Raw genomic sequence first — 26,213 nt, forward strand, 5'->3', positions numbered from 1 at the left:
ATCAGGACGCCGGATCGCGCGCGCCAGCGGCGATCCGATTGATGTCCGCGCATTCCACTGTGCCCGGCGGATGCTCCCTGGCGGCCAAGGCAACCATCGCCTGGCCCAGTGCCAGATTGCTCGTCACCAGCGAAGGCGCAACCGCGCCGGCCAGTTTCATCAATGGCGCACCGCCCCAGTACAGCGGCTTCAGCAGTGCATGACGGGTGCCGGTACCCGGGACCGGACGAACGCCTCCGGGACGCAGCATCACCGTGCGCACCGGCAGGGCCTGCAATGCCACTTCGGTCTCGCCCTTGACCCTCAGCGGCATTACCCGGCTCTGCGGATCCGCTCCCGCACCGGATACATACAGAAAGCGCCCCTCGGGATTCGCCGCCGCCCAGGCGCGTGCAACCGCCAGCGTGATGTCCAGGGTCACGCGTCGATACTCGGCCTCTGCCGTGCCGACCGGTGGCGCACCGGCACAGTAGAAGCATGCGTCGAAGCCTGCCAGTTGCTCATGCCGGCCTTGCATTTGCAGAAAATCGGGGACGATCAGTTCGCTGCCAGGCCCGTTCAGGCTGCCCGGCCTGCGGACCAGGGCAGTCAGGTGGGCCACCTGCGGCGAGCGCTGGCAGGCCAGCGCAACACCCTGCCCCACCAGGCCCGCAGCACCGGTCAACAGAATCCTCAACGCACCTTTCCCGGTCATGGTCGCACCCACGCTAGAGTCTCACGAAACGCTGGATCTTCCGCGCCAACCAGCCACTGAACACCAACGGCGCGTCCAGCGCTGACACGCAGATGCAGGGAACACCGGGTGCAGTTACCGGTTGATGCTCCACCTCCTCGTCCAGGTCCGCCACGTCGCCCGGCGCGAACAGCCCCAGCGCGTCGTTGTACGAGCCTCGAAGGATCTGGGTCAGTTCGCTGCGGCCATGGCTGTGCATCGGCAGGCACTTGCCCGGGGCAATCTTCAGCATGATCAGCGAGGGCATCTGCTCAGCCCTGATGCAGTGCACGCCGGGCGCCATCCAGCGCCAGCGCAGGGCACTGAGCGAAGCGCCGAAGTAAGGATGCAACGAGGCGGGCAGATGGTCCGGATCGGCCTCGGGCCGCTCCCTCGGCACCGGGCGCCTGGTTCCGGTGATGGCGCTCGGCGCGTCCGAGGCCAGCTGCATCAGCATGGCCTCGCGCAACTGCTCGCGACGCGTATCGGCCGCGGGCGGTTGGGTCTGCTCCAGCAGAACCGAGCCGATCGCCTCGGCATCGCGCAGGCGCTGGCGGCAGTGGGGGCACTGCTCAAGGTGGGCACCGGCCACGATGCTCAACGGCGCCGGCAGCGCGCCGGCGGCATAGCTCATCAGCGTGGATTCGTGCAGGTGGTGATGCGGATTCACAGCGCACCTCCCACTTTGGCCTGCAGTTGCAGGAACGCACGTCGCAGGTGTGACTTTACCGTTCCCAGCGGCATGCCCAGCGCCTGGGCAATCTCGCTGTGGCTCTTCGCCTCGAAATAGGACATCCGCACCAGCCTCGCCTGCACGGCGGGCAGCTCGTTGATGCGCTGGCGAAGGCGCGCCTGGTCGGCGAACTGCTCGGCGCTGCTGCGCTCGATCATGTCCACGGCCGCGGCGTCTTCCACCGCTGCCTGCACCTGCATCCAACTGCGCTCTCGACGGATGCGGTCGATATGCAGGTTGCGCGCGATCCGGTACAGCCAGGTACTCAGCGCGCCTTGGGCCGCATCATACTCGGCCGCCCGCAACCACAGGCGCAGCAGGCACTCCTGCGCCATTTCCTCGGCCACGGCGTCGGGTGCCCCCAGGCCACGCAGATACACGCACAGCCGCGGCATGAAGTAGTCATAGATCCGCATGAAACAGCCGCGGTCGCGCAGCCGCGCCACACTGTCCATGTCATCGGCCCAGTTCGTCGGCTCGCTGCTGGGCTGCTGGGAACTGGACACGGTGCGTGCGGTATCGAAGTTGAGGAGGGTGCTGGCAGCGTCAGGGTACATCTGCGTGAGCGGCGGGCAGGTGAAGGTCTGTCCTCTCTACGCGCAGGGGCGGCCATTGGATGCAGCAGGCACTGTGCATCCAAGCAGCCGCGCCCGCCGTATGACCTGAGCCTCCCTACCGGATGAACACCATGCGCACTGCCTGGCTGCTGCTGTGCCTGCCCCATGCCGCGCTGGCGGCGCCCTGGCTGCGCAACGAGGGCGTGGCCACCTCGGCGCAGGGCGACCTTCTCTATCGTGAAGTGCACTGGCGGCGCGGCCCATCGGAGGGGGCCGAGCGCTGGGTGCTCTATCAGTGCCCGGATGGCCGCCCCTTCGCCCGCAAGCATCTACCGGCCAGCGCCCGCCCGCAGGCCCGGGGTTATTCGCTGCAGGACAGCCGTAGCGGGCAAACCGCTGAAGTCGACGCGAGTGGCGAGTCGGTGTCGATCGCCTGGAAAGAAGATGCCGCCAGCGAGCTGCGTCAGCGTCGGCTTGAACTGGCACCGGATGCGGTGATCGACACGGGCTTCGACGCCGCGGTGCGCCAGCATTGGCCAGCGCTGCTGCGAGGTGAGCGCATCAGCCTGCCCTTCCTGGTGCCGGGGCGGCAGCGCTTCTTCCCGGTGCAGGTGCGGCGTACCGGCCCTGTTCGCTGGCAGGGCATCGACGCCCAGGCCATCGAGGTCAGTCTGGACACGTGGTACGGCGGCATCGCGCCGCGCCTGTCGCTGGTCTATGCCAGCGCCGACCGCCGCCTGCTGGAATTCCGCGGAACCAGCAACCTGCGCGATACCCGCGGCACCTACCCACAGGTCACGGTGCGCTTCAGTTCGCCGGTGGCCGAGCGGCCCGCCAGCGAATTGCAACAGGCCTGGGCGCAACCGCTGATCGAACGCTGCAGCGTGATGCCCAAGTGAAGCCGGAATTTTCCACAGTCGGCCGCATCCATTGCGCGCACTGCTGCGTAAAGGAAGACACGACACCCGCCGAGAACCGCCATGGCCTCTGTAGCGCCCCTCCCCCGCCGACGCTGGCGCCTGCTGCGCACCCTGAAGCGCTGGGTCGACACCGGCAGCGCTGCAGACCACGCCACTGGCAAGCCCGGACGCATCGACTGGCTGCGCGCCGTACCGTTCGCGTTGATGCACCTGGCCTGCATCGCGGTGATCTGGGTAGGCATCTCGTGGACGGCAGTGATCGTCGCCGCAGCCCTCTACGCAGTGCGCATGTTTGCGATCACCGCCTTTTACCACCGCTACTTCTCGCACCGGACGTTCCAGGCATCGCGAACGGTGCAATTCGTGTTCGCGGTGATCGGCGCGTCCAGCGTGCAACGTGGGCCGCTGTGGTGGGCGGCCCACCATCGCCATCACCATCGGCATGCCGACCAACCGCTGGACCCGCACTCGCCGCGCGAAGGCGGCTTCTGGCGCAGCCACATGGGCTGGTTCCTCACCCGCGAGGCATTCGCCACGGATCTATCGCGCGTGCCTGACCTGGCGCGCTTCCCCGAGCTGCGCTGGCTGGACCGCTTTGATACGGCGGTGCCGGTACTGCTGGCTGCCGCGCTGTACGCACTCGGCGCCGGCCTGGAGCGCTGGGCGCCCGGACTGCACACCTCTGGCCCGCAGTTGCTGGTGTGGGGCTTCTTCATTTCCACCGTGGTGCTGTTCCACGCCACCGTCACCATCAACTCGCTGGCCCATCGTTTTGGCCGGCGGCGCTTCGAGACCCGTGACGACAGCCGCAACAACCTCTGGCTGGCGCTGCTTACCTTCGGTGAAGGCTGGCACAACAACCACCATTTCTTCCCTGGGACCGTCCGCCAAGGGTTCCGCTGGTGGGAGATCGACCTGACCTGGTACGGGCTGCGCGCAATGGCGGCCATGGGCCTGGTGAGGGGGCTCAAGCCCATCCCCGAGTGGGTACTGACCAAGGCGAGGTACTGACATGCGCATCGCGATCATCGGCTCCGGCATTGCCGGCCTGGCCAGTGCCTGGTGGCTGGACGGCGAACACGAAGTGACGCTGTTCGAGGCCAACGATTACCTGGGCGGACATACCCACACCCATGACGTGCAGGTGGACGGCACGCGCATGGCGGTGGATACCGGTTTCATCGTCTTCAATCCCCTGCACTACCCACTGCTGACGGCACTGTTCGAAGAACTGGGTGTGGCCTCGCAGCCGACCACCATGAGCTTCTCCATGCACAGCGAGCGAAGTGGCGTCGAGTACAACGCCACTTCGCTGGATGGCCTGTTCTGCCAACGTCGCAATCTGGTTTCGCCACGTTTCTGGGGAATGCTGGCCGACCTGCGCCGGTTCTACCGGGATGCGCCGCTGCTGCTGGCGGAAGACGAAGGCCCGACACTGGGCCAGTACCTGCGCAGCCAGCGCTACGGCACCGCTTTCATCGACGAGCACCTGCTGCCGATGGCTTCGGCACTGTGGTCGTCACCGACCGCCACGGTCATGCAGTTCCCGGCCCGCTACCTGGCCCAGTTCATGGCCAACCACCAGATGCTGCAGATGACCGGGCGCGCCCCCTGGCGGGTGGTCAGCGGTGGCTCGGCACGCTATGTCGATGCCCTTCGCGCCCGCTGGCGGGTGCGTGAGCGGCTGGAATGCCCGGTTCACTCGGTCGAACGCATGCCGTGGGGCGCGCGCGTGCACAGCGCGGCCGGCGTGGAGGGGTTCGACGAGGTCATCCTGGCGTGCCACAGCGACCAGGCGCTTGCCCTGCTGCGTGACGCCGATCAGGTCGAACGCGAAGTACTCGGCGCCATCCGCTACCAGCCCAACGAAGCAGTACTGCATACCGATGCATCGTTGCTGCCGCGCAACCGCAAAGCATGGGCTGCATGGAATGCACACGTTCCCAGGGATCCAGGCGCGCCCTGTACGGTCAGCTATTGCATGAACCTCCTGCAGGGCCTGCCCGGTGACACCCCGCTGGTCGTGACCCTCAACCGCAGCGAGGCGATCGATCCGGCCAAGGTGCTACGCAGGCTGCACTATGCCCACCCGGTGCACGATCATGCCGCTATCCGCGCCCAGCAGCGCTGGGCAGAGCTGCAGGGCCGCCGCCACACCTGGTTCGCCGGCGCATACTGGGGCTGGGGCTTCCACGAAGACGGCATCCGCAGCGCCCGCCGCGTGGTGGACGCGATGCGCGAGTGCACCGCGCACCTTGACAGCGTTGCGCCCGGCGAGGTGGCAGCGTGAGTGCCAGCGCACTCTACTTCGGGCAGGTGATGCACCGACGGCATCATCCGCAGCCCCACGCGTTCCGCTATCCGATCGCGCAGCTGCTGCTCGATCTGGACGAGCTGGAGACCGTGTTCGCCGGGCGCTGGCTGTGGTCGGTCAATCGCCGCAACCTGGCCGAGTTCCGCCGCAGCGATTACTTCGGCAATCCCGCACAACCGCTGGCCGATGCGGTGCGCGATCATGCTGCGGCTACCCTGGGCTATCGGCCTGCCGGCCCGGTACGCCTGCTCACCCATCTTCGCTTCGGCGGGCACGTATTCAACCCGGTCAGCTTCTACTACTGCTACCAGTCCGATGGCAGCACCCTGGACTGCATCGTCGCCGAGATCACCAATACGCCCTGGAAGGAACGGCACGCCTATGTGCTGCCAGCCGCCACGGCCACCCACGAAGGCGCCTCGCTGCGCTGGCGGTTCGACAAGCGCTTCCATGTCTCGCCGTTCATGCCGATGGATTGCCACTACGACTGGCGGTTCAACCGCCCGGATGATGATCTGCGCGTGCACATGCAGGTCTGGCGCCAAGGCGTTCGCCAGTTTGATGCCACCCAGGCCATGCAGCGACACGCCCTGGACGGCCGCGGGCTGGCCCGGGTCCTGGCCTGCTATCCCTTGATGACCCTGCAGGTGATGGCCGCCATCCACTGGCACGCGCTGCGGCTGTGGCTGAAACGCAACCCCGTGCATGACCACCCTGCCCTTGCCGAGAAACCGCGATGAACTCGATGACTCCCCTGGTCGCCCTGCCACGTCCCGGCGCCTTGGATGCCTTCCTGCGCCGCCGCCTGCTGCAACAGCTTGCCCCCATGCGCGACGGCCGCCTGTGCGTGCGTGATGCACTCGGCGAAGTCTGGCTGGGCGATGCCCATGGCGAGCTGCATGTGACCGTCACCATCGATGACCCGGCGTTCTACCGCAAGGTTGCAGCGCAAGGCAGCGTGGGCGCAGGTGAAAGCTACATACAGGGGGAATGGCACTGCGATGACCTGGTGGCGCTGATCCGGCTGCTGGTACGCAATCGCGACCTGCTCGACGGCATGGAGCGCGGCCCGGCCCGCGTGGGTGGCTGGCTGCTGCGCGGCTGGAACCGCCTGCGCCGCAACAGCCGTGAAGGCAGCCGCCGCAACATTGCCGCGCACTACGACCTTGGCAACGACTTCTTTGCCCTGTTCCTGTCGCCGGACCTGATGTATTCCTCAGCCCTGTTCGACACAGAAGACGAGTCGCTGGAATCCGCCTCCCGGCGCAAGCTGGACCGCATCTGCCAGCAGCTCCAGCTCAAGCCGGGCGATCGCGTGGTGGAGATCGGCACCGGCTGGGGTGGTTTTGCGCTGCACGCCGCGCAGCACTACGGCTGCCACGTCACCACCACCACCATCTCCGCCGAGCAGCACGCGCTGGCTGCCCAGCGCGTGCAGGCAGCTGGCCTGCAGGACCGGGTCACGCTGCTGATGCAGGACTACCGCGACCTGCAGGGCCAGTTCGACAAGCTGGTGTCGATCGAGATGATCGAAGCCATCGGCGCGGAATACCTGGACACCTACATGGCCACGCTGCAGCGCCTGCTCAAGCCTGATGGCGTTGCCCTGCTGCAGGCCATCACCATCGAGGACCATCGCTACGAGCAGGCCCGGCGCAGCGTCGACTACATCAAGCGCTATGTGTTCCCCGGCAGCTTCATTCCGTCGATCAACGCGATCATGGCCGCCAAAACGCGCTCCAGCGACCTGCAGCTGATCGCCCAGCAGGACTTCGGTCACTCCTACGCGCTGACCCTGCGCGCCTGGCGCCAGCGCTTCCTCGCCCGGTTGCCCGACGTGCAGGCGCAGGGCTTCGATACGCGCTTCTGCCGCCTGTGGGAGTTCTACCTGGCCTACTGCGAGGGCGGCTTCCTGGAGCGCTCGATCGGGGTCTCCCATCTGCTGATGGCGCGCCCGGCGCATCGCCCGGGCGCCTCATCGGGCCAAGGCAGCTGAGATGCGCAGGTTCTGGCCCAATCTGCTTGGCAACCAGCTGGTCTGGCTGTGCGCCGTAGCCGGCGCCGGGCGCGGCTGGCAGTGGCCGGCGTTGCTGGCAGCCTCTCTCTACATCGGCAGCCAGCTGCTGACGTCGCCGCAACCACGGCTGGACCTTCGGTTGATGGTGTTGGCACTGGCCTGCGCATGGCTGGTCGATGCCAGCGCCTCCGCCAGCGGCACCGTGCGCTACGCCGCCGCCCCGCTGGGCTGGGTGCCGCCCCCCTGGATCATGGCGCTGTGGGCCGCGTTCGCGATGACGCTGACCACCTCGATGCGCTTCCTGCTGCGCCACCCGGCCTTGCCAGCTCTGTTCGGCCTGCTGTTGGCACCGCTGGCCTATCTCTCCGCAGCGCGCGGTTTCGATGCGGTCCGTTTCGCCACACCCACGTGGCAGGGCCTGCTGGTGTTGGGTGCGGGCTGGAGCATCGCGCTTTCGCTGCTGTGCGTCACCGCTCGTCGCGGCTCTCGCACCACCCCGCCCTCCCTGGCCGGAGCATCGTCATGATCAATCTGCTGTGGGTACTGCTGTATGCCGTGCTGGTGATGAGCTGGGGCTGGGCCTGGCAGCGCCGCCACCAGAACATCGGCGTTGTCGACGTGCTCTGGGCCAAGTGCGTGGGTGCCTCGGCCCTGCTGCTGGCGCTGCTCGGCGATGGCGCGATGTTGCCTCGGGTTGCGTTGGGCCTGCTCGGCGGCCTGTGGGGCAGCCGGTTGGCGCTGCACCTGTGGCGCCGGGTCCGTAGTGAACCCGAAGACGGGCGCTACCGTTATCTGCGCGAACACTGGCAGAGCCACCAGGGCAAGATCTTTGGCTTCTTCATGGCGCAGGCGCTGCTGGTCGTGCTGTTCGCCCTGCCCTTCGTTGCGGTGGCAGCCAATTCCCATGCCGGCCTGACACCGTGGACAGTCGCCGCAGCACTGGCCTGGCTGTTGAGCGTCGGCGGCGAGAGCCTGGCCGATCGCCAGCTCGCGCGTTTCCGCGCCGACCCGGCGAACAAGGGCCGCACTTGCCGCGAGGGGCTCTGGCGTTATTCACGCCACCCCAACTACTTCTTCGAGTGGCTGCACTGGTTCACCTATGTGCTGCTTGCCGTCGGTTCCCCCCTGTGGTGGCTGACGTGGGCTGGGCCGCTGCTGATGTATCTGTTCCTGCGCTATCTCAGCGGCATCCCCTTCACCGAGAAGCAGGCGTTGCGCAGCCGCGGCGACGACTACCGTGCCTACCAGCGCAGCACGCCGATGTTCTTTCCCTGGTTCCCCCGTTCTTCCAAGGAGCATTCCGCATGAGCGCGATCCCGTCACTGAATCCGGCTGAAGATGCGGAAACCGGGCTGATCGCCTGGGCCGAACGCGGGCTGGTTCCCGATGCGGCGCTGCGTGCCGGCATCCGGCGCCTGTGCGCGCAACGCCTGCACGAGGAATCGGCGGGAGGTATCGAGGCACAGTCCGCACGCTTCAGCCGTCGCATCGCAGAACTGACCGACAGTCCGCTCGCATTGCATACCGACGCGGCCAACCGCCAGCACTACGAAGTTCCCGCGGCGTTCTTCCAGGCCTGCCTGGGCAAGCGGCTGAAGTACAGCAGCTGCTACTACCCTACCGGGCGCGAAACGCTGGACCAGGCTGAGGAAGCGATGCTGGAACTGTATGGTCAGCGCGCCGGACTTGCCGACGGCCAGCAGATTCTCGAACTGGGCTGTGGCTGGGGTTCGCTGACCCTGTGGATGGCCGAACGCTATCGGCAGGCCAACATCACTGCGGTGTCCAACTCGCACAGCCAACGCCAGCACATCATGGCGCAGTGCCAGGCCAGGGGCCTGCACAACGTCGAGGTACTGACCTGCGACGTCAACCAGCTTGAGCTGCCCACGGCACGCTTCGATCGCTGTCTCTCGGTGGAAATGTTCGAACATGTGCGCAATTACCAGCGACTGCTGGCGCACATCGCGCGGTGGCTGAAGCCCGACGGCGCGCTGTTCGTGCACATCTTCGCCCATCGCACGCTGATGTACCCGTTCGAGACCGAGGGCGGCGACAACTGGATGGGCCGTCATTTCTTCACCGGTGGACTGATGCCGGCCGCCGACACGCTGCTGCATTTCCAGCGCGACCTGCGACTCGATCAGCGCTGGCTGCTGGACGGCACCCACTACCAGCGCACCGCCGACCATTGGCTGGCCAACCAGGATGCGGCCCGCGAGGCGGTGATGCCGGTACTGGTCGCAACCTACGGCCAGGCGGCGGCGAAGATATGGTGGCAGCGCTGGCGCATGTTCTGGATGGCCTGCGCCGAGCTGTTCGGCTACGACGATGGCCAGCAGTGGCTGGTTGCCCACTATCTGTTCCGTCCCCGTTGAGGTGTGACATGCGCATGCGCTCCCTGCTTCCCCTGCTGGCCTTGAGCCTGTTCGGTTCCGGCTGCAGCTCCAGCGATACCCGTCCCCTGCCCCGCCCGCCCTCGGTGGACGTGCCGCGCTTCATGGGCGACTGGTATGTGATCGCCCACATACCCTCATGGCCGGAGCGCGAGGCCTTCGACGCGGTGGAGAGCTATGCGCTGCGGCCGGACGGGCGCATCCAGACGACCTTCACCTATCGCAAGGGCAGTTTCGACGCCCCGCAGAAGTCCATGCACCCGGTTGGACGGGTCGAGAAGAACGGCAATGGCGCGATCTGGGGCATGCAGTTCATCTGGCCGATCCAGGCCGAGTATGTGATTGCCTGGCTGGACGACGACTATGGCCAGACCATCGTCGCACGCAGCAAGCGCGACTATGTCTGGTACATGGCACGTACCCCGCACGTATCGGACAGCGACTACCAGCACGCCGTGCAGCGCATCGCGGCCATGGGCTACGACACCGGCAGGCTCAGGCGCGTGCCGCAGTCGGTGCGATAGATTGCGCTACCGCCCACTACTCGGCTCGCGGGTGACCAGGCACGCCGGCGTGACGCATCACATTGATGTCCTGCCAAAGGGTGCCGGCAGCCCTGCAATCCAGGCCAGCTGTACCCAGCGAGAGCGCGCCAGGGCACTGGGTCCCCGCGGCTTTCAACCCGACGATATGTCCCGCCCATGGATCAGCACTTATCGATGGAGTTCATCCATCGATCTTTAGGAATAGTCGTAAAAACGCAACAAATTCGATGTTCGACGCGACAGCGGCGCCAGAATGGTGGCCACGCCCATGGGCGCTGATCACCTCCCGCGCATGAATGGATTTCCTGCACCGCGCCGGCTTCGCCTGGCGCTCCTGGACGACCATGAAGTCGTCCGTCGCGGCACCGCCCTGCACCTGTCAGGCGATCTCCGGTTCGACATCGTCGCCAGCCATGGTTGCAGCGACGCGCTGATCAACAGTCTGCACCGCATGCCCGTGGATGTGGCCATCATCGATCTCACGCTCGCCCGTGGCGACCTGGGCGGCATCGAGCTGGTTACGTCGCTGTGCCGCGAATTCCCGCGCACGTCAATGCTGGCCTTCGCCACGCTCTGCCCCACCACGAATCTCAACAGCCTGATCGATGCCGGACTCAGTGGGTTCGTCAGCAAGGCCGAACCCCTTGCGGCATTGTCCGACGCCATCGTGCGCGTCTTCCAGGGCCTGATCCGGATTCCGCCGGACGTCAGGCTGGCCGGCGATCGTGGCGAGCTCAGCCGCAACGAGCGGGAGGTACTTGAGCTGCTGCTGGAAGGCCTGACCGTATCGGAGATCGCGCTGCGCCGGCACCGCAGCATCAAGACCGTCAGCACACAGAAGGTCGCGGTGCTGCGCAAGCTGGGATTGCGCAGCGATGTGGAGATCTATGCGCTGCGTGAACGGCTGGAGTCGCCGTGAGGCGCCATGCGCCATTGCGTCCGTGCCTGCTGATCCGGGGGTTGCTGGTACTGCTTCTCCTTCCCGCCGCGTCGGCGGAAGATATCCGGTCAGCACGCTGGCTGCCGGGCAGCAGCGTGCGGGTCTCCACCGCTCCGTCCCTACGCCCCGTGCCCGCGGCGATAGCCGATCCGTCATCACCGCCGACGCTCGCCCATGGCTACGCCAACCTGGTGGCGCGTCACGCCCAACTCAGCTTCCTGGAACACCCCTATCCGACGACCGCCGCATCAATCCTCGCTGTATGTCATCACGAGGCCGACCTGGTCATGGTGTTTGGCGGCGCGAGACACCAGAAGCTGCCCTGCCCCGACCTCGCCGCGTCCAGCCGCTTCCGGGGTGGCGCCACCCTGCTGGCAGGGCGCGCCGGCGAATGGCTGCCACGGGAGATACGCGAGCTCGACGGCCGGGTGGTGGCCGTCGTTGAAGGCGGGCCCTACGCCGGCTGGCTGCGCGCGCATCATCCTCAGATCCGGCTGCAGCACCTGCCTGATCGGTACGCAGCATTGACGGCAGTTCAATCCGGCCTGGCCGACGTGGCGATTGGCCTGGAATCCACGCTGCGCCCGCTGGTTCGACGCCATTTCAACGGCAGCCTGCGCCTGCAGCCATTCGACAGCGACTTCTCCACCGACCTCTACCTGCTCGTCCGCCAGGAAGACCAGCAGCTGCTTGAACGCATCGGACAGGCGTTGCGGGAGATCACGCTGGAGGAGCATGCGAGCCTGCTCCACCTGTGGGCAGGCCAGACCCTGCCAGCGGCGGCGGGAAACGCACTGGACTGGATGCAGGCCTCGCCCCCGCGCGGCTGGCTGCTGCTGCCCCCTCTGCTGGTCGCCCTGTTGCTGTGGCCCATGACCCGTCACCTGCGGGTACGCGGCGATCGCCGCAGCGCGCAGGCCATCGGGATGATCAGTCACGAGATGCGCAATTCGGCACAGGCCGTACTGGCCTCGATCGAGCTGCTTGGACAATCGACACTGCCGAAAGGCGAGCGCGATCTGCTCGCCGCTGCCAGCAGCGCCGGCCAATCCCTGCGCGGCCTGTTGAATCGCGCACTGGACTTTTCGCGCCTCGCCAGCGGCGCTTTCAGGCCGCATGCACAAGCCTGTGATGCGACCCAGCTTTGCCGGCAGGCACTGGAGGCCATTCGGCCACAGGCGCAACAGAAAGGCCTGCAACTGCATCTTGATGCCCCGACCGAACCTTCGCCGATCATTCGGGTGGACATTGATGCGCTACGCCAGATTGCCAGCAATCTGCTGGCCAATGCGGTGAAGTTCAGTGATATCGGCGGCATCGAACTGCGCCTGCGGCTGCTTCCAGCAGCGCGGCCGCAAGAGCTGCTGCTGGAGGTGATCGACAGCGGGATCGGGATCGCGCCAGCACAGGTAGCCGAACTGTTCCAGCCTTTCCGTCAAGGCAGCGGTGGGCATCAGCGTGGCGGTAGTGGCCTCGGGCTTTCCATTGCGCGCGAGCTGGCACGTGCGATGGGGGGCGATCTGACCGTGCACAGCGTCCTCGGTCGCGGCAGCCGCTTCATCCTGCGCCTGCCGGTATGCGCTGCTGACTCTGCCGAGAGTGTCCGGGACATGCCCGTGGAGGGCACGCCACTGGCCGGGCTGCAACTGCTGCTGGTGGAGGACCACGCACTCAATCGCCACGTCATTGCCGAACAGTTGCGGCGCTGGGGCGCCGAGGTATGTGCCCTGGAAGACGCGGCCAGCGCGCTGGCCGAACAGATACGCCACCCCCGCCCAGCCGCACTGATCGACATTGGGCTGCGTGGCATCGATGGCTACGCATTGGCACGCGAACTGCGCGCCCGTAGCGGGCATCCGGTCCGTCTGATCGCCTTGTCAGCCCGCAGCGGGCGACGTCACCATGCACGCTGCCGCCGCTCGGGTTTCGACGCGGTGCTGGCCAAGCCGCTGCGCGCCGCCGAACTGCTCGCTGCGCTGGGCATTCCGGAGCCGGAGAGCCTGGACGCGCTTGAGCAGGCGACTGAAATGGACGCGGCCTACAGCGCCGACATCTGCGATGAACTCGGCAGGATCGAGCGGATTGTCGATCATGCAGACGCATCGGCGCTCGGTCATCACGCGCACCGATTGCAGGGCGCGCTACAGATGCTGGGTCAATGCGAGCACGCCGCCATCGCGGCCGAGCTGGTCGATCTGGCGCAGGACGCCACGCCGGACTGGACCGACGCACGGCGCCTGCTGGGCGTACTGCAGGCCGGACAGGGCGCCCGCGTCGCGGGAACCCTGCCCACCCCCTTGATCACGCGGCCAGGCGCTCGACCTGGCGACGGGTCAGGTCATTGAAGCGACCCAGCGACATCAGGTGCTGATGGATCAGCGCCAGCCAGCCGCTGCGGTGCCACTCGACCACGGTCGCTTCCGGCAACGCCACGAACTTCTCAACGTCCACCACCAGGAAGCCATTGAGGTTGAACTCGCGGCCATCCGGAGTGCGCACGGTGGCGTTGCGCTCGACCAGCAGGCCGTTGTCGATCAGGGCCTTGGAGAAGGCCTGGGTCTGTTCGTGTTCGCGGGTGTACTGGCCGCAGAACTCCAGCGCCTGCTGCACCATCTCGGTGGCCTTGCCATCAACGAACAGCGGCTGGCCTTCTTCGCCACCCTTGACCACGCGCGGGCTCTCCTCGTCGATGCCCAGCAGGAAATCATTCTCCGCACCGGTGTCGATGAAGATGAAGGGGTGGCGGCGCAGGTAGGCGGGAATATAGGCCTCGTCTTCCCACAGGCCATCCTTGATGAACAGGTTCTGGTCGGACACGCCCACGGCAGCCATCGGAACCGCGCTCGGGCCGGCAAACAGGATCGGGAAGTGGTGCAGGGCCAGCGAGAACTCGCCCAGCACCAGCGGAATGGCATTGTTGCCGGCGGCGAACTCGAGCTTGCCCGGCAGGATGCGCAGATCGGCATGCACATCGGCCTGCAGCGGCACCGGGCGGGTATAGAACAGGGGGGCGCCGCTCGGCGCCGCTTCGGTGGTGGTGTCGCTGGTGGTGGTCATGTTGGGAACCGTTCGATCATGCGCGCCTGCCATCCCGGGCGCGCCAGCGGGAACAACCTGAATCCCGCATTATCAACAAGCTCGATGACAACGGCCACCCCACCGGCGAACTATTTCAGCTGCAGGGGGTAGCGCTGCCAGAGTACGTGGACCAGGAAACCGGCCAGCTCGGTGTCGCGGGCACTGACCGCCGCACGGATCTTGTCCAGCAGCACCATGTCACTGCAGGAACGCACGTCGGCATGGTTGGCCTGCCCCGCCCTGCGCGCACGATAGCGCGCCGCCCGCTGCGCATCGCTCATCGCGTACCCGAACTTGGGCGGACGACCGCGCTTGCGCGGCAGGGTCAGCTCCAGGGTTCCGGGGTCTTTGTCATCACGCATGAGAGGGGTGCGGGCGGCGGCGAGCAACGGGGGGTGCGCAATTTATCGTGAGGCATCACTTTAATCCAGCTTTTTCTACAGATTTGGTGCGATGCAGCGCCAATGTTGCCGTGTCGGTGCGGATCCATCCACGCATGGCGTGGATCTACTGCAGAGCTCGCGACCCGGTCACCCGGTAGATCCACGCCATGCGCGGATACGGAAACCCGGACAAAAAAAGGGGAGCCCGCGAACGGGCCCCCTTGCCTTCTTCATGCCGCGCGTACTGGCTCATAGCCGTGCAGGTGCGCCTCACTGCTGGCCCGCCCCTGGCTGAGCGAACGCAGCGAGGTGGTGTACCCCACCAGCTGCGCCAGTGGCGCGAAACCACTGACCTCGGCACGACCGTCCTGGTCCTCGATGCGGGCGATGCGGCCATGGCGCCGGTTGAGGTCGCCGACCACATCACCCACCGACGCCGACGGCGAATGCACCGTCACCGCCATCACCGGCTCCAGCAGCTGCGTTCCACCCTCGGCCAGCGCCGCCTTGATCGCCTCGGCGCCTGCGCGATGGAACGCCATCTCCGAAGAGTCCTTGGCATGGGTCTGGCCATCGACAAGACTGACCTCGATGCCGACCACCGGATGACCCTGCGGACCTTCCGACAGCGCGGCACGCACGCCCTTTTCCACCGCTGCGATGAAGCTGCGCGGCACCACGCCACCGACGATGCGGTCGTTGAACACGACAAGGTCGTTGTCGCGCGGCGCCACATCCAGCACCACATGCGCAAACTGGCCCTGGCCACCGGTCTGCTTGACCAGCCGCCCGACGACACCGGTCATCGGGCGCATCGGCGTCTCCTGGTAGGCCACGCGTGGCGCACCTACGGCCACCTCGACCTTCCATTCGCTGCGCAGGCGCTCGACCATCACTTCCAAGTGCAGCTCGCCCATGCCCCAGACCAGGGTTTCACCCGTTTCCCGGTCCGTTTCCACACGGAACGAGGGGTCTTCCTGGGCCAGGCTGGCCAGCCCCTGCGCCATCCGGATCAGGTCCGCCGCACGCGCCGGCTCCAACCGCCAGGCCAGCACCGGCGCCTGAGCCTGGATGTTCTCCAGGCGCAGCGGCTGCGCACGGCTGCTCAGCGTCTCGCCACTGACCGCATCCTTCCAGCCCAGTACCGCGACGATGTCACCGGCCACGGCCTGCTCGATGTCATGGGTCTGGTCGGCCTGCACCCGCACCAGGCGACTGACACGCCGCCCTTGCGGATGCTGCGAACTGGCCACCGCGTCGCCCACCTTCAAGGTGCCCGAGTACAGCCGCACGAAGCTCAATGCGCCGTGCTGCTGGTGGGTGATCTTGAACAGCAGGCCTGCCAGTGGACCGTCCGGATCCGGCGGCAGCATCACCTCGCCCTCATCGCTTTCGGCGCTGACAGCAGGGCGATCCAGCGGCGACGGCAGGTAATCGACCACGGCATCCAGCAGCGTCTCGATGCCCTTGTCCTTGAACGCAGCACCGGCCAGCACAGGCACGCCTGCACCTGCCAGCGTCGCCCGGCGGATTGCCGCGCGCAGCGCCCCGGCATCGATCACGCGACCTTCCAGCCAGGCATCGGCCAGTTCTTCGTCATGATCGGCCACAGCTTCGACCAGCGCATCGCGCTGGGCCTGCCATTGGGCCCGCGCCGCTTCGTCCCACGGGGTCACCGTGGTTGCGCCGTCCTCCTGCCACTGCAGCACGCGCTCATCGACCAGATCGACCCAGCCATTGAAGCCGCTTTCGCTGCCCAACGGCACGCCCAGCGCCCACGGCCGCGCGCGCAGCTTGTCCTGCAGCTGCACCAGCACGCGTTCAAACGAAGCGCCTACGCGGTCCATCTTGTTGACGAAAGCGATCAGCGGCACGTGATGGCGACGCGCCTGGCGCCACACCGTCTCGGACTGCGGCTGCACGCCATCCACGGCCGAGAACACCGCCACGGCGCCGTCGAGTACCCGCAGGGATCGCTCGACTTCGATGGCGAAGTCGATGTGGCCGGGGGTGTCGATCAGGGTCAGCCGATGCGGCGGCAGATCACGCGGTGCCCACTGCGCCTGCACGGCGGCCGCGCCAATGGTGATGCCACGTTCGCGCTCGATCGCCGAGAAGTCGGTGGTCGCATTGCCGTCGTGCACTTCGCCGACGCGATGGATCTCGCCGCTTTTCCACAGCAGGCGTTCGGTCAGCGTGGTCTTGCCGGCGTCGATGTGGGCAATGATGCCAAGGTTGCGACGGCGGGAAAGGACTTGGGTGTTCATGAGATAGGTTCCTGCAAAGCCAACTACGGGGGCCGCGCACCCCGGTTGGCGACAGGGTGCGCGGCTAGCGTTCGGTCTCGGCGATCTGGTGCATGGCACGTTCTCCTTGCGGTACGTCGGGTTAGGGAAATGAAACTGCAGAAACGAAAAGAGCGCCCCGAAGGGCGCTCTGTGGATGATCCAGCGATAGCCGCTTCAGCGGCCCTGTGGAGCTCCAGGCAGACACGCCCGTTCCGCACTTGCGCGGGTCAGGGTGAAAAACTTCAGGAGCGGCATCCGGTTCATGGGGCGCATTCTAGACCTGCCAATCTGGCGCGCAAGTGAATATTGCGCACATAAATGGAACGATGAGGCCGACAACGATCGGGGTCAGATCCCTTTGCCCCTGGCAAAGGGATCTGACCCCTGGCAGCCCTCACTTGCAGCCGTGCAGCTTGCGCGCCTCGGCCACTGTTGCAGGCTGGTCATCCCCCATCGACATCCAGCCCTTCAACGAAATCGCCGGGTCCACGTGCGGCAGCCGTGGGCCACCATGAATCACGACCTCGATCCAGCTCCCCACCGGCGCCAGCTCGGACAGGCGTGCCGCCTGATCATCCTCGGTGCTGAATGTGTCGTCCGGGCCCGCCGGCGGCGTGGTATTCACGGTTTCCGTCTTACGGGTTCGGACCCGAAGAGCACCATCCGGCAGCCGCTGACTGATCACGTCGTAGCGCTCGATACCGTATGCCCAGCTGTTCTCGCCAACACTGCGGGTCTCGCTACCGTCATCCGCCACGGTCACCACCTCGCCTGCCGGCCCGGCAACGCCCGCGACAGCCCCCAAGCCGGACATCAGTGCCTGATAGACGATCATCTGCCGCTGCTCGGTAGTCAGCGCTCCGGCCTTGAGCTTGGCGGCAGGAATCTGCAGATACGCCGCTTCACTGCACAGCACCAGCACCTGCTGGTCGTCCCAGCTCACCGACATTTCCTCGTTGGCAAAGTACTGCGTCTTCATCGACGTCACTGTGGCACCGTCGCCACTGGAATGCCGGGTTTCGATCAGCGAGGCGTTCTCGGCCGCGTTGGTCAGCGAAACCTGGGAGGTCGACGCTGCATGGGCTGCGTAAACGGAAGCAATCATCGCGGCATGCAGCACGCTGCGGGTAACGGTGCGGAACATGGCATCAGTCCATTGAAGAAAACGAAGCCGCCATGATACCCGGAGCAACCGGGCGGACTTTCGCTCAGGCCACCACCACCAGCGGCACCCCGCGCCGCGGATGCTCCAGCACCACCACGTCCTGCTGGTAGACGCGCCGCAGGTTGTCTTCGGTCAGCACCTGCAACGGCGTGCCATCGGCCGCCACCCTGCCCTGCTCCAGCAGCACGATGCGGTCGGCATAGCCCGCGGCCAGATTGAGGTCGTGCAGCACCACGATCACGCACGCACCGGCTTCGGCACAGGCACGCACGCTGCGCAGCGTGCGCTCCTGATGGCGCAGGTCCAGCGCAGCAGTGGGCTCATCCAGCAGCAGCAATGGGGTGTCCTGTGCCAGCACGCGCGCGAACGTGGTCCGGGCGGACTCGCCACCGGAGAGCTGCTGAACCTCGCGCAGGCGCAGCGCCTGCAGTTCGGCGGCATCGATGGCCGCTTCCACCCGGGCATCGTCCGTGATCGGGTCCGGCGGGTGTGGCAACCGGCCCATCGCCACCACCTCCTCTACGCTGAAGGCGAAACGCACGCCGTGCTCCTGCGGCATTACCGCGCGCTCGCGCGCCAGCGGCCCCGCCTTGTAGCTGGCCAGCGGCCTGCCCAGCAGGCTCACCTCGCCCGCATCGGCGCGCAGGTCGCCGGCCGCGACCGCCAACAGCGTGGACTTGCCCGCACCGTTCGGGCCCACCAGTGCGGTCACCGTACCTGGTTCGAACGCCAGCGAAATGCCGTGCAGGATCTCGCGTTGCTGGCGGCGCACCACCACATCGTGCAGCTTCAGCAGCACACTCATGGCACCGCCTTGCGGCGCTGCTGCAGCACCAGCCAGAGGAAGAACGGCGCACCCAGCGCGGCCGAGAACAGGCCCAGCGGAATCTCCGCGGGCGGGTCCAGCGTGCGCGCGGCCGTATCCGCCACCACGATCAGCAGTGCACCCAGCAGGCCGGACAACGGCAGCAACCAGCGATGGCCGGGACCCACCAGCAGGCGCGCCACGTGCGGCACCACCAGGCCGACGAAGCTGATCGAGCCCGCAAACGCCACTGCCGCCCCGACCAGCAGCGCGCTGAACGCCACCAGTCGACGCCGCGTGCTGGTCACATCCAGCCCCAGATGCTGGGCCTGGCGCTCGCCCAGCGCCAGCATATCCAGCGGCGTTGCCAATCGTTGCAGCGCCAGCACACCGATGGCAAACAGCGGTACCACGGCGGCCACGTCGGCCCAGTTGGCACGTGCCAGCGAGCCCATCTGCCAGAACACCAGCGACTGCAGCTCGCTTTCGCTTGCGATATAGGTGAGAAAACCGATCAGCGCCGAACAGAAGGCCGCCATCGCGATACCGACCAGCAGCAGCGTCGCATTGCCACTGCCCTTGCCCGGCCGCGCCAGCGCATAGGTCAGACCGATGGCCAGGGCGCCACCGACGAAGGCGGCAACCGGCACCAGCCAACCGGCGGCACCCGCAGCGCCGAGAACAATGGCAGCCACTGCACCCAGCGCAGCACCCTGGCTGACACCGACGATGCCGGGGTCGGCCAACGGATTGCCGAACAGGCCCTGCAGGCTGGCACCGGCCATCGCCAACGACGCACCGACCATCGCGCCCAACAGGGCACGCGGTATGCGCAGCTGCCAGACCACCGCCAGATCGCGGCTGCTGACCGCCTGTGGGTCAAGCAGGCCCAGCTTCACCGCCAGTGCCTGCATCACCTCCAGCGGTGGCAACCGCAACGGACCCACGGCGAACGACGCCAGCACTGCCCCCAGCAGTGCCAGCAACGCCACCATCAACATCGCCCGCCCGCGACGGCGGCGCCGATCCGCCGGACTCATGCCTTCGGCAACGCCGCCAGGGCCTTGGCCAGCGCCAGCGCACCCGCACCAGAACCCACGCTGGTGTACTTCAGCTGCACATCCGGCATCACCCAGACCCGATTGGCCTGCCCAGCCGGGGTCTGCTTCAGCGTCGGGTACGCCTTCCACAGGCCTTCGGCACCGCCGAACAGCTGCAGGTCATGCTCGGTCACCAGGATCACTTCCGGTGCCGCCGCGACCACGCCCTCATTGCTCAGCTGCGAGTAGTTCTTCACCCCGGCCTCGGTACCGATGTTGATGCCGCCCGCCAGGGCGATCAACTGCGCCGAGGCGCTGTCGGCACCGGCAACGGTCGGGGAGCCACCGGCGCCGGTGGCCGAGACGTGGATCACTCGTGGTGCATGGCCCAGGCCCTTGCCAATCGCTGCAGCCTCGTCGAGCTGACGCTGCACCTGCGTGGCCAGTGTTTGCCCCGCTTCGGCCAGCCCTAGTGCGGCGGCGACCTTGCGCACCTTGTCCGGCGCCGGCTGCAGGTCATCGATGACCACCGCCGGCTCGCCCACCTCGCGCAGCTTTTTCGCCAGCTCGGTGTGGCGGCGCAGGCTGTTGCCGAGGAACAGCGAGCCCTGCAGGCTCAGCACGCCCTCCACGCCGGTGGTGCGGTTGAACAGGAACTGGTGCGGCGCGGCCAGGCCGGCCTGCGTGGTGGTGTTGGTCGGTGCCGCGTACACCTGCTGGCCCAGGCCCAGTGCCTCGATCACTGCGATGACGTCGTCGCCCCCGGCGATGATGCGGCTGGTGTCGGCAACCTCGACGTCTGCGCCATCGTCGGAATGCACCTGGGCCGGCAGCACGGCCTTCTGGCCGTGCACGGAGGGCAGTTCGGCACCGGCCACGCGCTGCCAGCCTGCCGGCAACGCGGTGTCCGCAGCGGCGGTTGCGGCGGGCGGCTCGGCGGCCTTGTGGCCATCCGACGGCGTTGACGAGCCACTGCAGGCAGACAGCGCCAGCGAAACAGCCAACGGAAGCGCACACAGGCGCAGACGGGACGCGATGTTCATGCTCGTTCTCCTTGCTGGCAGGGCGACGTGCAGGCCGCCCTGCCCTGTGACTTACTGCTTCGGGGTGATGCGGGTGATGCGGTCACCCTTCGGATCTTCGGCGCCACGCGACTTGTTCACCGCAAACACGTTGCCCTTGCCATCGGCACGCACATGGTTGGGAAGGGTGCCGCCATCGAGGTTGGCAACCACCTTGCCGTCGCCGTTCACCACGGTGACCGTACCGGCGCCGCGATTGCTGACATAGGCCAGGCCGGAGGCATCATCGAAGGCGACGTTCAGCGCGCCGGCGCCGACCGGCACATCGTGCAGCACCTTGCCGGCGGCCACGTCGACGATCAGCAGGTTGTCGGTGCCCTGCGAGGCCACGTACAGGCGGTTGCGCGCCGCGTCGAAGGCCACGCCCGAGGCACTGATCGAATTGCCCAGATCGATGACCTTCTCGACCTTGCCGCTGGCCACATCGATCACTGCCGCCTCCGGGGTGCCGATGCTGACGGTGAACAGCTTGCCGCCCTTCTCGTCCAGCACCAGGCTCATCGGGGTGAACTTGCCGTCGTCCACGCCGGATTCCAGCGTCACCGGCGGCAGCTCCTTGAACGTCTTCGCATCGAACACCGACAGGTGGTCCTCACCCGTGGCCGAAGCGAACACCTTGCCGTGGGTGCCATCGACCACCACGTCGCGCGCATGCGGCACGGTGTCGACAGGGAACTGGTGGACCAGCGAGAGGTCCTTCTGGCGATAGACCGCAATCGAATTCTGGCGGGTATTGGTCACCCAGACATTGCCATTGATGTCATCCACGCCCACACCGTAGACCGCATAGACCGCGCCGTTGGTGCTGCCCGGCACCTGCGCCGGGGTGATCGCCCTGGTCACCTTCAGCGACTTCGGGTCCAGCTTCAGCAACTGCGACTGGGTCACCGGCGGACGGCCCACCGCCGAGGTCACGAACACCGCATTGCTGGCGGCGCTGTAAACGGACTGGTACAGGCCCGGCACCAGCTTGTTGGACTGGGTGGCGAACTGCGCCTGGCCGGACAGCGGCAGCTGCGGCGACACGCGCAGCTTCAGCACCGTGGCCGCAGCCGGCTGGCTGGCGCGCACCACCACCGGGTGGGTGCCCGGCACCGCATCGGCCGGAATGCTCAGCTGGGTCTTGAAGTTGCCATCGGCATCGACCTCCAGCGGCTGCGTGTTGAGCACGCTGTCGCCACGCAGCAGGCTGACCTTCTGGCCCGGCACGAAGCCACGACCAACTACGTCGGCAGTGCTGCCGGGCACCACGTTCTCACCGCGCGAGACAACCTCACCCTTGAAGGTGGCGTTGGCCGGCTGGTCGAACACCGGCTGGGCGGTGGCGGCCACCGCCAGCAGCAGGCCGGCGGCGAGAGAGGTGAGGCGGAAAGACGGACGGAACGACATGGCAGGCTCCTTGCACACGTAGGCCGCGCCGCGTGGCGCGGGATTCATCGGTTGCCTGGGCCGCTGCACGCCGGCAGCCTCGCCTGGGTAGTGGGGTCGCACGGCATGGCGTGCGAAGGCATTCATTCGGCGGCACTGTCCCCGCCACTGGGCGCGCCGTCGCCGGCGCTGCGGTCGGACACGCCATACAGTTCATGCAGCGCAGCGTGGAACGAGGCCGGCAGCATCGGGCCGTGTCCCAGCCCCGGGAACTCGCGGTACTGCACGCTCAGGCCCGGCACCTTGGCCAACCGTTCTGACAACTGCATCGCCGCATCCGGCGTGGCGCCACCGATGCGGCGCAGATGCGCGACCACCCGTGGGTTGCTCATGTCACGCTTGCCACGATCACCAACACGCTCGGCACCGCCCAGCATCAACCAGAGCTTTGCCGGCTGGCCGTGCACGTTCTGCACGAACTGCTGCTCCGGATCACCCAGCGCCGCGCCCTGGCTCCACCACAGCGACGGACTGGCTGCCAGATAGGACTGGAACGCGGCAGGTCGCGTGTACAGCGCATTGAGCACGAATAGCCCGCCCAGCGAATGGCCCCACAGCGCCTGCTGCTGCGTATCGATGCGTGCGCGTCGCTCGACTTCCGGCTTGATGCGGCGCTCGATCACATCCAGGAAAGCCGCAGCGCCGCCGCCGACGGCCTGGGTCGTGCCGCTCTCGTCGTCGGCACGGTCGATCCACGCGGTGTAGTCGAAGGTACGCGCCTTGGAATCGATGCGCAGCTCGTTGTCGTAGCCGATCAGCACCAGTACCGGCGGCGCCTTGCGCGCGGCCAGCTCGGCCAGCAGCGGCTGGTCCAGCACCATGGCCACGGCATTGCCATCCAGCGCGTACAGCACCGGGGACGGGGTCTTGCCGGCCCTGGCCGGAATCGCCAGGTTCACCCGCCAACGGCGCTGCTGGTCCGGGCTGTCCACCACGAAACGTTCAAAGCGATAGCTGGCCGCCGGCTCGTCCAGCACGGTGTGGCCGATCTTCTGCAGCGGATTGCGTTGCTGCGCATGGGCGTAGGGCGTGGCCATCAGGACCCCCATCAACAGGGCGGCCATGCCGCGGGCCAGTGGACCACGGCGCAAAGGCGGGACGAAATGCTTCATCAGCGGCGGCAGAAGCGGCCGATGGCCGCCGGTTCACAGGGGACCGCAGTCTACCTTAAACGCGAATGATTATCACATCGATCAAACGTCACACTGTGTATCACGCGTGCGATGCGTTCATTTTCCCGGTTGCGCCGGAAACACCGGATCCACTATTTTGCCGGACAGCGGGGCGCAGGAGCGCCCTTCCCTCGCAGGGCTGCGGATGGATGGGCAATCGAGCCGCCGGCCGCGCCCTGTCCTTTGCCAAACCCATCCACGCATGGCGTGGATCTACTGACCACCATCCACGGGAATGAATCCCGTGACTGCGAGAACACCTTGAAGCGCACCGCCCTGATCGCCCTTTCCCTCGGCCTCCTTGCGCCACTGGCCGCCCATGCCGCACAGGACCTGCCAACGCTCTACCAGGCCTTTGAAGAGGCCGGCAATTCGTCTCTGGGCATGGACGAACTCAACCAGACGGTGACATTCACTGCCGTGGCCCTGGGTGTCTCCAGCAACCTGGCGGGCGAGCCGCTGATCGAGGCCGGCGACGACCAGGGCAATGTCCTGGCCCGGCTGACCAGCGACGACGAACAGCAGGCGGCCAAGCTGGGCGCACTGGAAGAAGGCGCGACTTTCACCGCAAGCTGCACGCTGCAGTTCAGCTCGGGAACGGATTACCTGTCCTTCGGCGACTGCAGCATCAAGTAAGAAGGAAGCCGGCGAAACGCCGGCTTCGTTTTCCCGCCCTGTAGAAGTCGAGCCATTCTCGACTCACGCAGTCTCACGGCCCCGCAGGCACCGGGCCGTAGACGTTCTCCTGCGGTGTGCCCGGCAGCAGCGCGAACACGAAGATCACCAGGCCACCGAACGGAACAAAGGCCAGCAGGTACATCCAGCCCGACTGGTTGCAGTCGTGCAGGCGGCGCACGGTGACGGCGATGACCGGCACGAACGTCGCCAGCCAGAACACGACGAACAGGATGATCGACGCGATGCCCAGCACATCGGACTGCATCACCAACCCGGCGATGAGCGGCACCATCAGGACGGCCGAGACGATCAACAGGAACAGCTGGAACATCCAGTATTCGCGACGGTTGGCACGGCCCTCGAACTGGGCGTAACGCTTCAACGGCAGAATCATTTCCTGCACGGCATCAATCCTTGAAAAAGTAGCCGCGCAGTGTGCCAAAGGAGCGCCCGCAGGACAATGTGGTGACGAACCACACTCGACTGCGATTACCCCTGTAGAGCCGAGCCCTGCTCGGCTGCTGTTTCCGCAGGTGCTGCTGGATCGGTCCAGAGCGGAGTCGAGCGTGGCTCGACGCTACATAAGCCGACTCAACGGCCCTTTGCGGCCCTCGCCGCTTCACGCTCGGCGCGCAGGCGATCAAGCTTTTCCTTCAGCTTGATCTCCAGGCCCCGCGGCACCGGGTTGTAGTACACCCGTTCGCCCATCGCATCCGGGAAGCCGGTCTGGTCCAGCGCGATGCCACCTTCAGCATCATGGTCGTACTGGTATTCGGCGCCATAGCCCAGCTCCTTCATCAGCTTGGTTGGCGCATTGCGCAAGTGCAGGGGCACCTCTTCGGTACCGCTCTGGCGCACGTCGGCCTTGGCCTGGTTGAACGCGGCGTAGCCCGCGTTCGACTTGGCGGTGCTGGCCAGGTACAGCACCAGCTGGGCGAACGCGAGCTCGCCTTCCGGGCTACCGAGCCGCTCGTAGATGTCCCAGGCTTCCAGCGCCATGCTCTGCGCGCGCGGATCGGCCAGGCCGATGTCCTCGATGGCCATGCGGGTCAGCCGGCGCGCGAGATAGGACGGATCGCAACCGCCGTCCAGCATGCGGGTCAGCCAGTACAGCGCAGCATCGGGGTTGGAGCTGCGCACGGATTTGTGCAGTGCTGAGATCTGGTCGTAGAACTGCTCGCCGCCCTTGTCGAAGCGGCGGGTACGATCGGCCAGCACCTGGGTCAGGGTCTGCGGCGTGATGCGACCGCCCTCCCCGCCCGCCAGTTCGGCGGCGATTTCAAGAAGGGTCAGTGCGCGGCGCACGTCACCATCAGCGGCAGTGGCGATTTCCAGCAGCAGCTCGGGCGCAACCTCGATGCCCTCCTCGCCAAGGCCGCGTTCGCGGTCGCCCAGCGCACGTTCCAGCGCTTCGACGATATCGGTTGGTGATACCGCTTCCAGCACGTGCACGCGGCAACGCGACAGCAGCGCCGAGTTCAGCTCGAACGACGGATTCTCGGTGGTGGCACCGACGAACAGGATCGTGCCGCGCTCGATGTGCGGCAGGAACGCATCCTGCTGCGCCTTGTTGAAGCGGTGCACCTCGTCCACGAACAGCACGGTGCGCCGGCCCTCGGCGAAGCGCTGTGCGGCCTCTGCCAGCACCTGACGCACTTCCGGCAGCCCGGACAGCACGGCGGAGATGGCACGGAACTCGGCATCGGAGTACTCGGCCAGCAGCAGCGACAGCGTGGTCTTGCCGCAGCCCGGCGGCCCCCAAAGGATCATCGAGTGCACACGCCCGGATTCGACTGCACGGCGCAATGCGCTGTCCGGCGCCAGCAGGCGCTTCTGCCCGACCATTTCGTCGAGGGTGCGCGGGCGCATACGCTCGGCCAGCGGGCGCAGATGTTCCCGATCTACGCTCAGCAGATCGGGGCCGGGGAAGGAAGTTGAACGATGTCTTGCCACCCGCACA

Annotated in this window: 26 protein-coding genes; 12 read left to right on the plus strand and 14 right to left on the minus strand. The window is 66.8% G+C overall.

Annotation, left to right across the window (positions count from 1 at the left end):
* Position 1: 1 nt before the first annotated feature.
* From AB839_RS05910 to AB839_RS05920, 3 genes are read right to left on the minus strand one after another with little or no spacing between them, the layout of a single operon-like run.
* Positions 2 to 694 carry an NAD-dependent epimerase/dehydratase family protein gene (locus AB839_RS05910; RefSeq protein WP_061478732.1) on the minus strand — a complete coding sequence of 231 codons (693 nt, stop codon included), beginning with the start codon at positions 692 to 694 and terminating at the stop codon, positions 2 to 4.
* A gap of 13 nt (positions 695 to 707) precedes the next feature.
* Positions 708 to 1,382 (minus strand): ChrR family anti-sigma-E factor, encoded by a 675-nt coding sequence (locus AB839_RS05915; RefSeq protein ID WP_061478662.1) that lies wholly within the window; start codon positions 1,380 to 1,382, stop codon positions 708 to 710.
* Entirely contained in the window at positions 1,379 to 2,002 is a 624-nt protein-coding gene (locus tag AB839_RS05920) for a sigma-70 family RNA polymerase sigma factor (RefSeq protein ID WP_061478663.1), read from the minus strand. Before AB839_RS05920 ends, AB839_RS05915 begins: the two co-directional genes overlap by 4 nt.
* A gap of 131 nt (positions 2,003 to 2,133) precedes the next feature.
* On the opposite strand from AB839_RS05920, the gene AB839_RS05925 reads away from it, so the two are divergent.
* From AB839_RS05925 to AB839_RS05975, 11 genes are all read left to right on the plus strand, one after another.
* Positions 2,134 to 2,901 (plus strand): hypothetical protein, encoded by a 768-nt coding sequence (locus AB839_RS05925; protein WP_061478733.1) that lies wholly within the window; start codon positions 2,134 to 2,136, stop codon positions 2,899 to 2,901.
* Positions 2,902 to 2,982: 81 nt separating this feature from the next.
* On the plus strand, positions 2,983 to 3,933 hold the full coding sequence (locus AB839_RS05930) for an acyl-CoA desaturase (RefSeq protein ID WP_061478664.1): 951 nt from the start codon (positions 2,983 to 2,985) through the stop codon (positions 3,931 to 3,933).
* 1 nt (position 3,934) lies between these two features.
* On the plus strand, positions 3,935 to 5,212 hold the full coding sequence (locus AB839_RS05935) for an FAD-dependent oxidoreductase (protein WP_061478665.1): 1,278 nt from the start codon (positions 3,935 to 3,937) through the stop codon (positions 5,210 to 5,212).
* Positions 5,209 to 5,976, plus strand: a complete 768-nt coding sequence (locus AB839_RS05940; protein WP_061478666.1) for a DUF1365 domain-containing protein — start codon at positions 5,209 to 5,211, stop codon at positions 5,974 to 5,976. Before AB839_RS05935 ends, AB839_RS05940 begins: the two co-directional genes overlap by 4 nt.
* Complete coding sequence (locus tag AB839_RS05945) at positions 5,973 to 7,232, plus strand: cyclopropane-fatty-acyl-phospholipid synthase family protein (RefSeq protein WP_061478667.1); 1,260 nt, start codon at positions 5,973 to 5,975, stop codon at positions 7,230 to 7,232. The genes AB839_RS05940 and AB839_RS05945 overlap by 4 nt, the downstream gene beginning before the upstream one ends.
* Position 7,233: 1 nt before the next feature.
* Positions 7,234 to 7,779, plus strand: coding sequence for a DUF2878 domain-containing protein (locus AB839_RS05950; protein WP_061478668.1), 546 nt, complete (start codon positions 7,234 to 7,236; stop codon positions 7,777 to 7,779).
* Positions 7,776 to 8,561: a DUF1295 domain-containing protein gene (locus tag AB839_RS05955; RefSeq protein WP_061478669.1), complete on the plus strand. Its 786-nt coding sequence runs from the start codon at positions 7,776 to 7,778 to the stop codon at positions 8,559 to 8,561. Before AB839_RS05950 ends, AB839_RS05955 begins: the two co-directional genes overlap by 4 nt.
* Entirely contained in the window at positions 8,558 to 9,631 is a 1,074-nt protein-coding gene (locus AB839_RS05960) for a cyclopropane-fatty-acyl-phospholipid synthase family protein (RefSeq protein WP_061478670.1), read from the plus strand. Before AB839_RS05955 ends, AB839_RS05960 begins: the two co-directional genes overlap by 4 nt.
* An 8-nt stretch (positions 9,632 to 9,639) precedes the next feature.
* Complete coding sequence (locus AB839_RS05965; protein ID WP_061478671.1) at positions 9,640 to 10,173, plus strand: lipocalin family protein; 534 nt, start codon at positions 9,640 to 9,642, stop codon at positions 10,171 to 10,173.
* A gap of 289 nt (positions 10,174 to 10,462) precedes the next feature.
* The gene (locus tag AB839_RS05970) at positions 10,463 to 11,113 is read left to right on the plus strand and encodes a response regulator transcription factor (RefSeq protein WP_241776749.1); all 651 of its coding nucleotides are present in this window, start codon (positions 10,463 to 10,465) and stop codon (positions 11,111 to 11,113) included.
* A complete protein-coding gene (locus tag AB839_RS05975; RefSeq protein WP_061478673.1) occupies positions 11,110 to 13,479 on the plus strand; it encodes an ATP-binding protein in 2,370 nt (789 codons plus the stop codon). The genes AB839_RS05970 and AB839_RS05975 overlap by 4 nt, the downstream gene beginning before the upstream one ends.
* Here AB839_RS05975 and AB839_RS05980 read toward each other — a convergent pair.
* From AB839_RS05980 to AB839_RS06020, 9 genes are all read right to left on the minus strand, one after another.
* Positions 13,436 to 14,191: a SapC family protein gene (locus AB839_RS05980; RefSeq protein ID WP_061478674.1), complete on the minus strand. Its 756-nt coding sequence runs from the start codon at positions 14,189 to 14,191 to the stop codon at positions 13,436 to 13,438. The two genes, AB839_RS05975 and AB839_RS05980, sit on opposite strands and share 44 nt — an antisense overlap.
* Before the next feature lie 110 nt (positions 14,192 to 14,301).
* Positions 14,302 to 14,574 (minus strand): hypothetical protein, encoded by a 273-nt coding sequence (locus tag AB839_RS05985; protein ID WP_005409616.1) that lies wholly within the window; start codon positions 14,572 to 14,574, stop codon positions 14,302 to 14,304.
* A gap of 251 nt (positions 14,575 to 14,825) precedes the next feature.
* Positions 14,826 to 16,862 carry an elongation factor G gene (gene fusA / locus AB839_RS05990; RefSeq protein ID WP_061478675.1) on the minus strand — a complete coding sequence of 679 codons (2,037 nt, stop codon included), beginning with the start codon at positions 16,860 to 16,862 and terminating at the stop codon, positions 14,826 to 14,828.
* A 415-nt stretch (positions 16,863 to 17,277) separates the two neighbouring features.
* Entirely contained in the window at positions 17,278 to 18,027 is a 750-nt protein-coding gene (locus AB839_RS05995) for a hypothetical protein (RefSeq protein WP_061478676.1), read from the minus strand.
* A gap of 64 nt (positions 18,028 to 18,091) precedes the next feature.
* Entirely contained in the window at positions 18,092 to 18,853 is a 762-nt protein-coding gene (locus AB839_RS06000) for a heme ABC transporter ATP-binding protein (RefSeq protein WP_061478677.1), read from the minus strand.
* A complete protein-coding gene (locus AB839_RS06005; RefSeq protein WP_061478678.1) occupies positions 18,850 to 19,893 on the minus strand; it encodes an iron ABC transporter permease in 1,044 nt (347 codons plus the stop codon). The genes AB839_RS06000 and AB839_RS06005 overlap by 4 nt, the downstream gene beginning before the upstream one ends.
* Positions 19,890 to 20,936, minus strand: coding sequence for an ABC transporter substrate-binding protein (locus AB839_RS06010; RefSeq protein ID WP_061478679.1), 1,047 nt, complete (start codon positions 20,934 to 20,936; stop codon positions 19,890 to 19,892). The genes AB839_RS06005 and AB839_RS06010 overlap by 4 nt, the downstream gene beginning before the upstream one ends.
* Positions 20,937 to 20,987: 51 nt before the next feature.
* A complete protein-coding gene (locus tag AB839_RS06015; protein ID WP_061478680.1) occupies positions 20,988 to 22,364 on the minus strand; it encodes a YncE family protein in 1,377 nt (458 codons plus the stop codon).
* A gap of 122 nt (positions 22,365 to 22,486) precedes the next feature.
* Positions 22,487 to 23,515 (minus strand): alpha/beta hydrolase-fold protein, encoded by a 1,029-nt coding sequence (locus tag AB839_RS06020; RefSeq protein WP_061478681.1) that lies wholly within the window; start codon positions 23,513 to 23,515, stop codon positions 22,487 to 22,489.
* Between the two features lie 321 nt (positions 23,516 to 23,836).
* Here AB839_RS06020 and AB839_RS06025 point away from each other — a divergent pair, with 321 nt between their 5' ends.
* Positions 23,837 to 24,211, plus strand: coding sequence for a hypothetical protein (locus AB839_RS06025; protein ID WP_061478682.1), 375 nt, complete (start codon positions 23,837 to 23,839; stop codon positions 24,209 to 24,211).
* Positions 24,212 to 24,284: 73 nt separating this feature from the next.
* Here the strand turns inward: AB839_RS06025 and AB839_RS06030 are convergent, their stop codons facing one another.
* Both AB839_RS06030 and AB839_RS06035 read right to left on the minus strand, forming a co-directional pair.
* Positions 24,285 to 24,656: a DUF805 domain-containing protein gene (locus AB839_RS06030; protein ID WP_026346975.1), complete on the minus strand. Its 372-nt coding sequence runs from the start codon at positions 24,654 to 24,656 to the stop codon at positions 24,285 to 24,287.
* A gap of 188 nt (positions 24,657 to 24,844) precedes the next feature.
* Positions 24,845 to 26,122 carry a replication-associated recombination protein A gene (locus tag AB839_RS06035; RefSeq protein ID WP_227836677.1) on the minus strand — a complete coding sequence of 426 codons (1,278 nt, stop codon included), beginning with the start codon at positions 26,120 to 26,122 and terminating at the stop codon, positions 24,845 to 24,847.
* Positions 26,123 to 26,213: the final 91 nt, after the last annotated feature.

The sequence above is a fragment of the Stenotrophomonas sp. DDT-1 genome (assembly GCF_001580555.1).
Lineage (GTDB): Bacteria > Pseudomonadota > Gammaproteobacteria > Xanthomonadales > Xanthomonadaceae > Stenotrophomonas > Stenotrophomonas sepilia.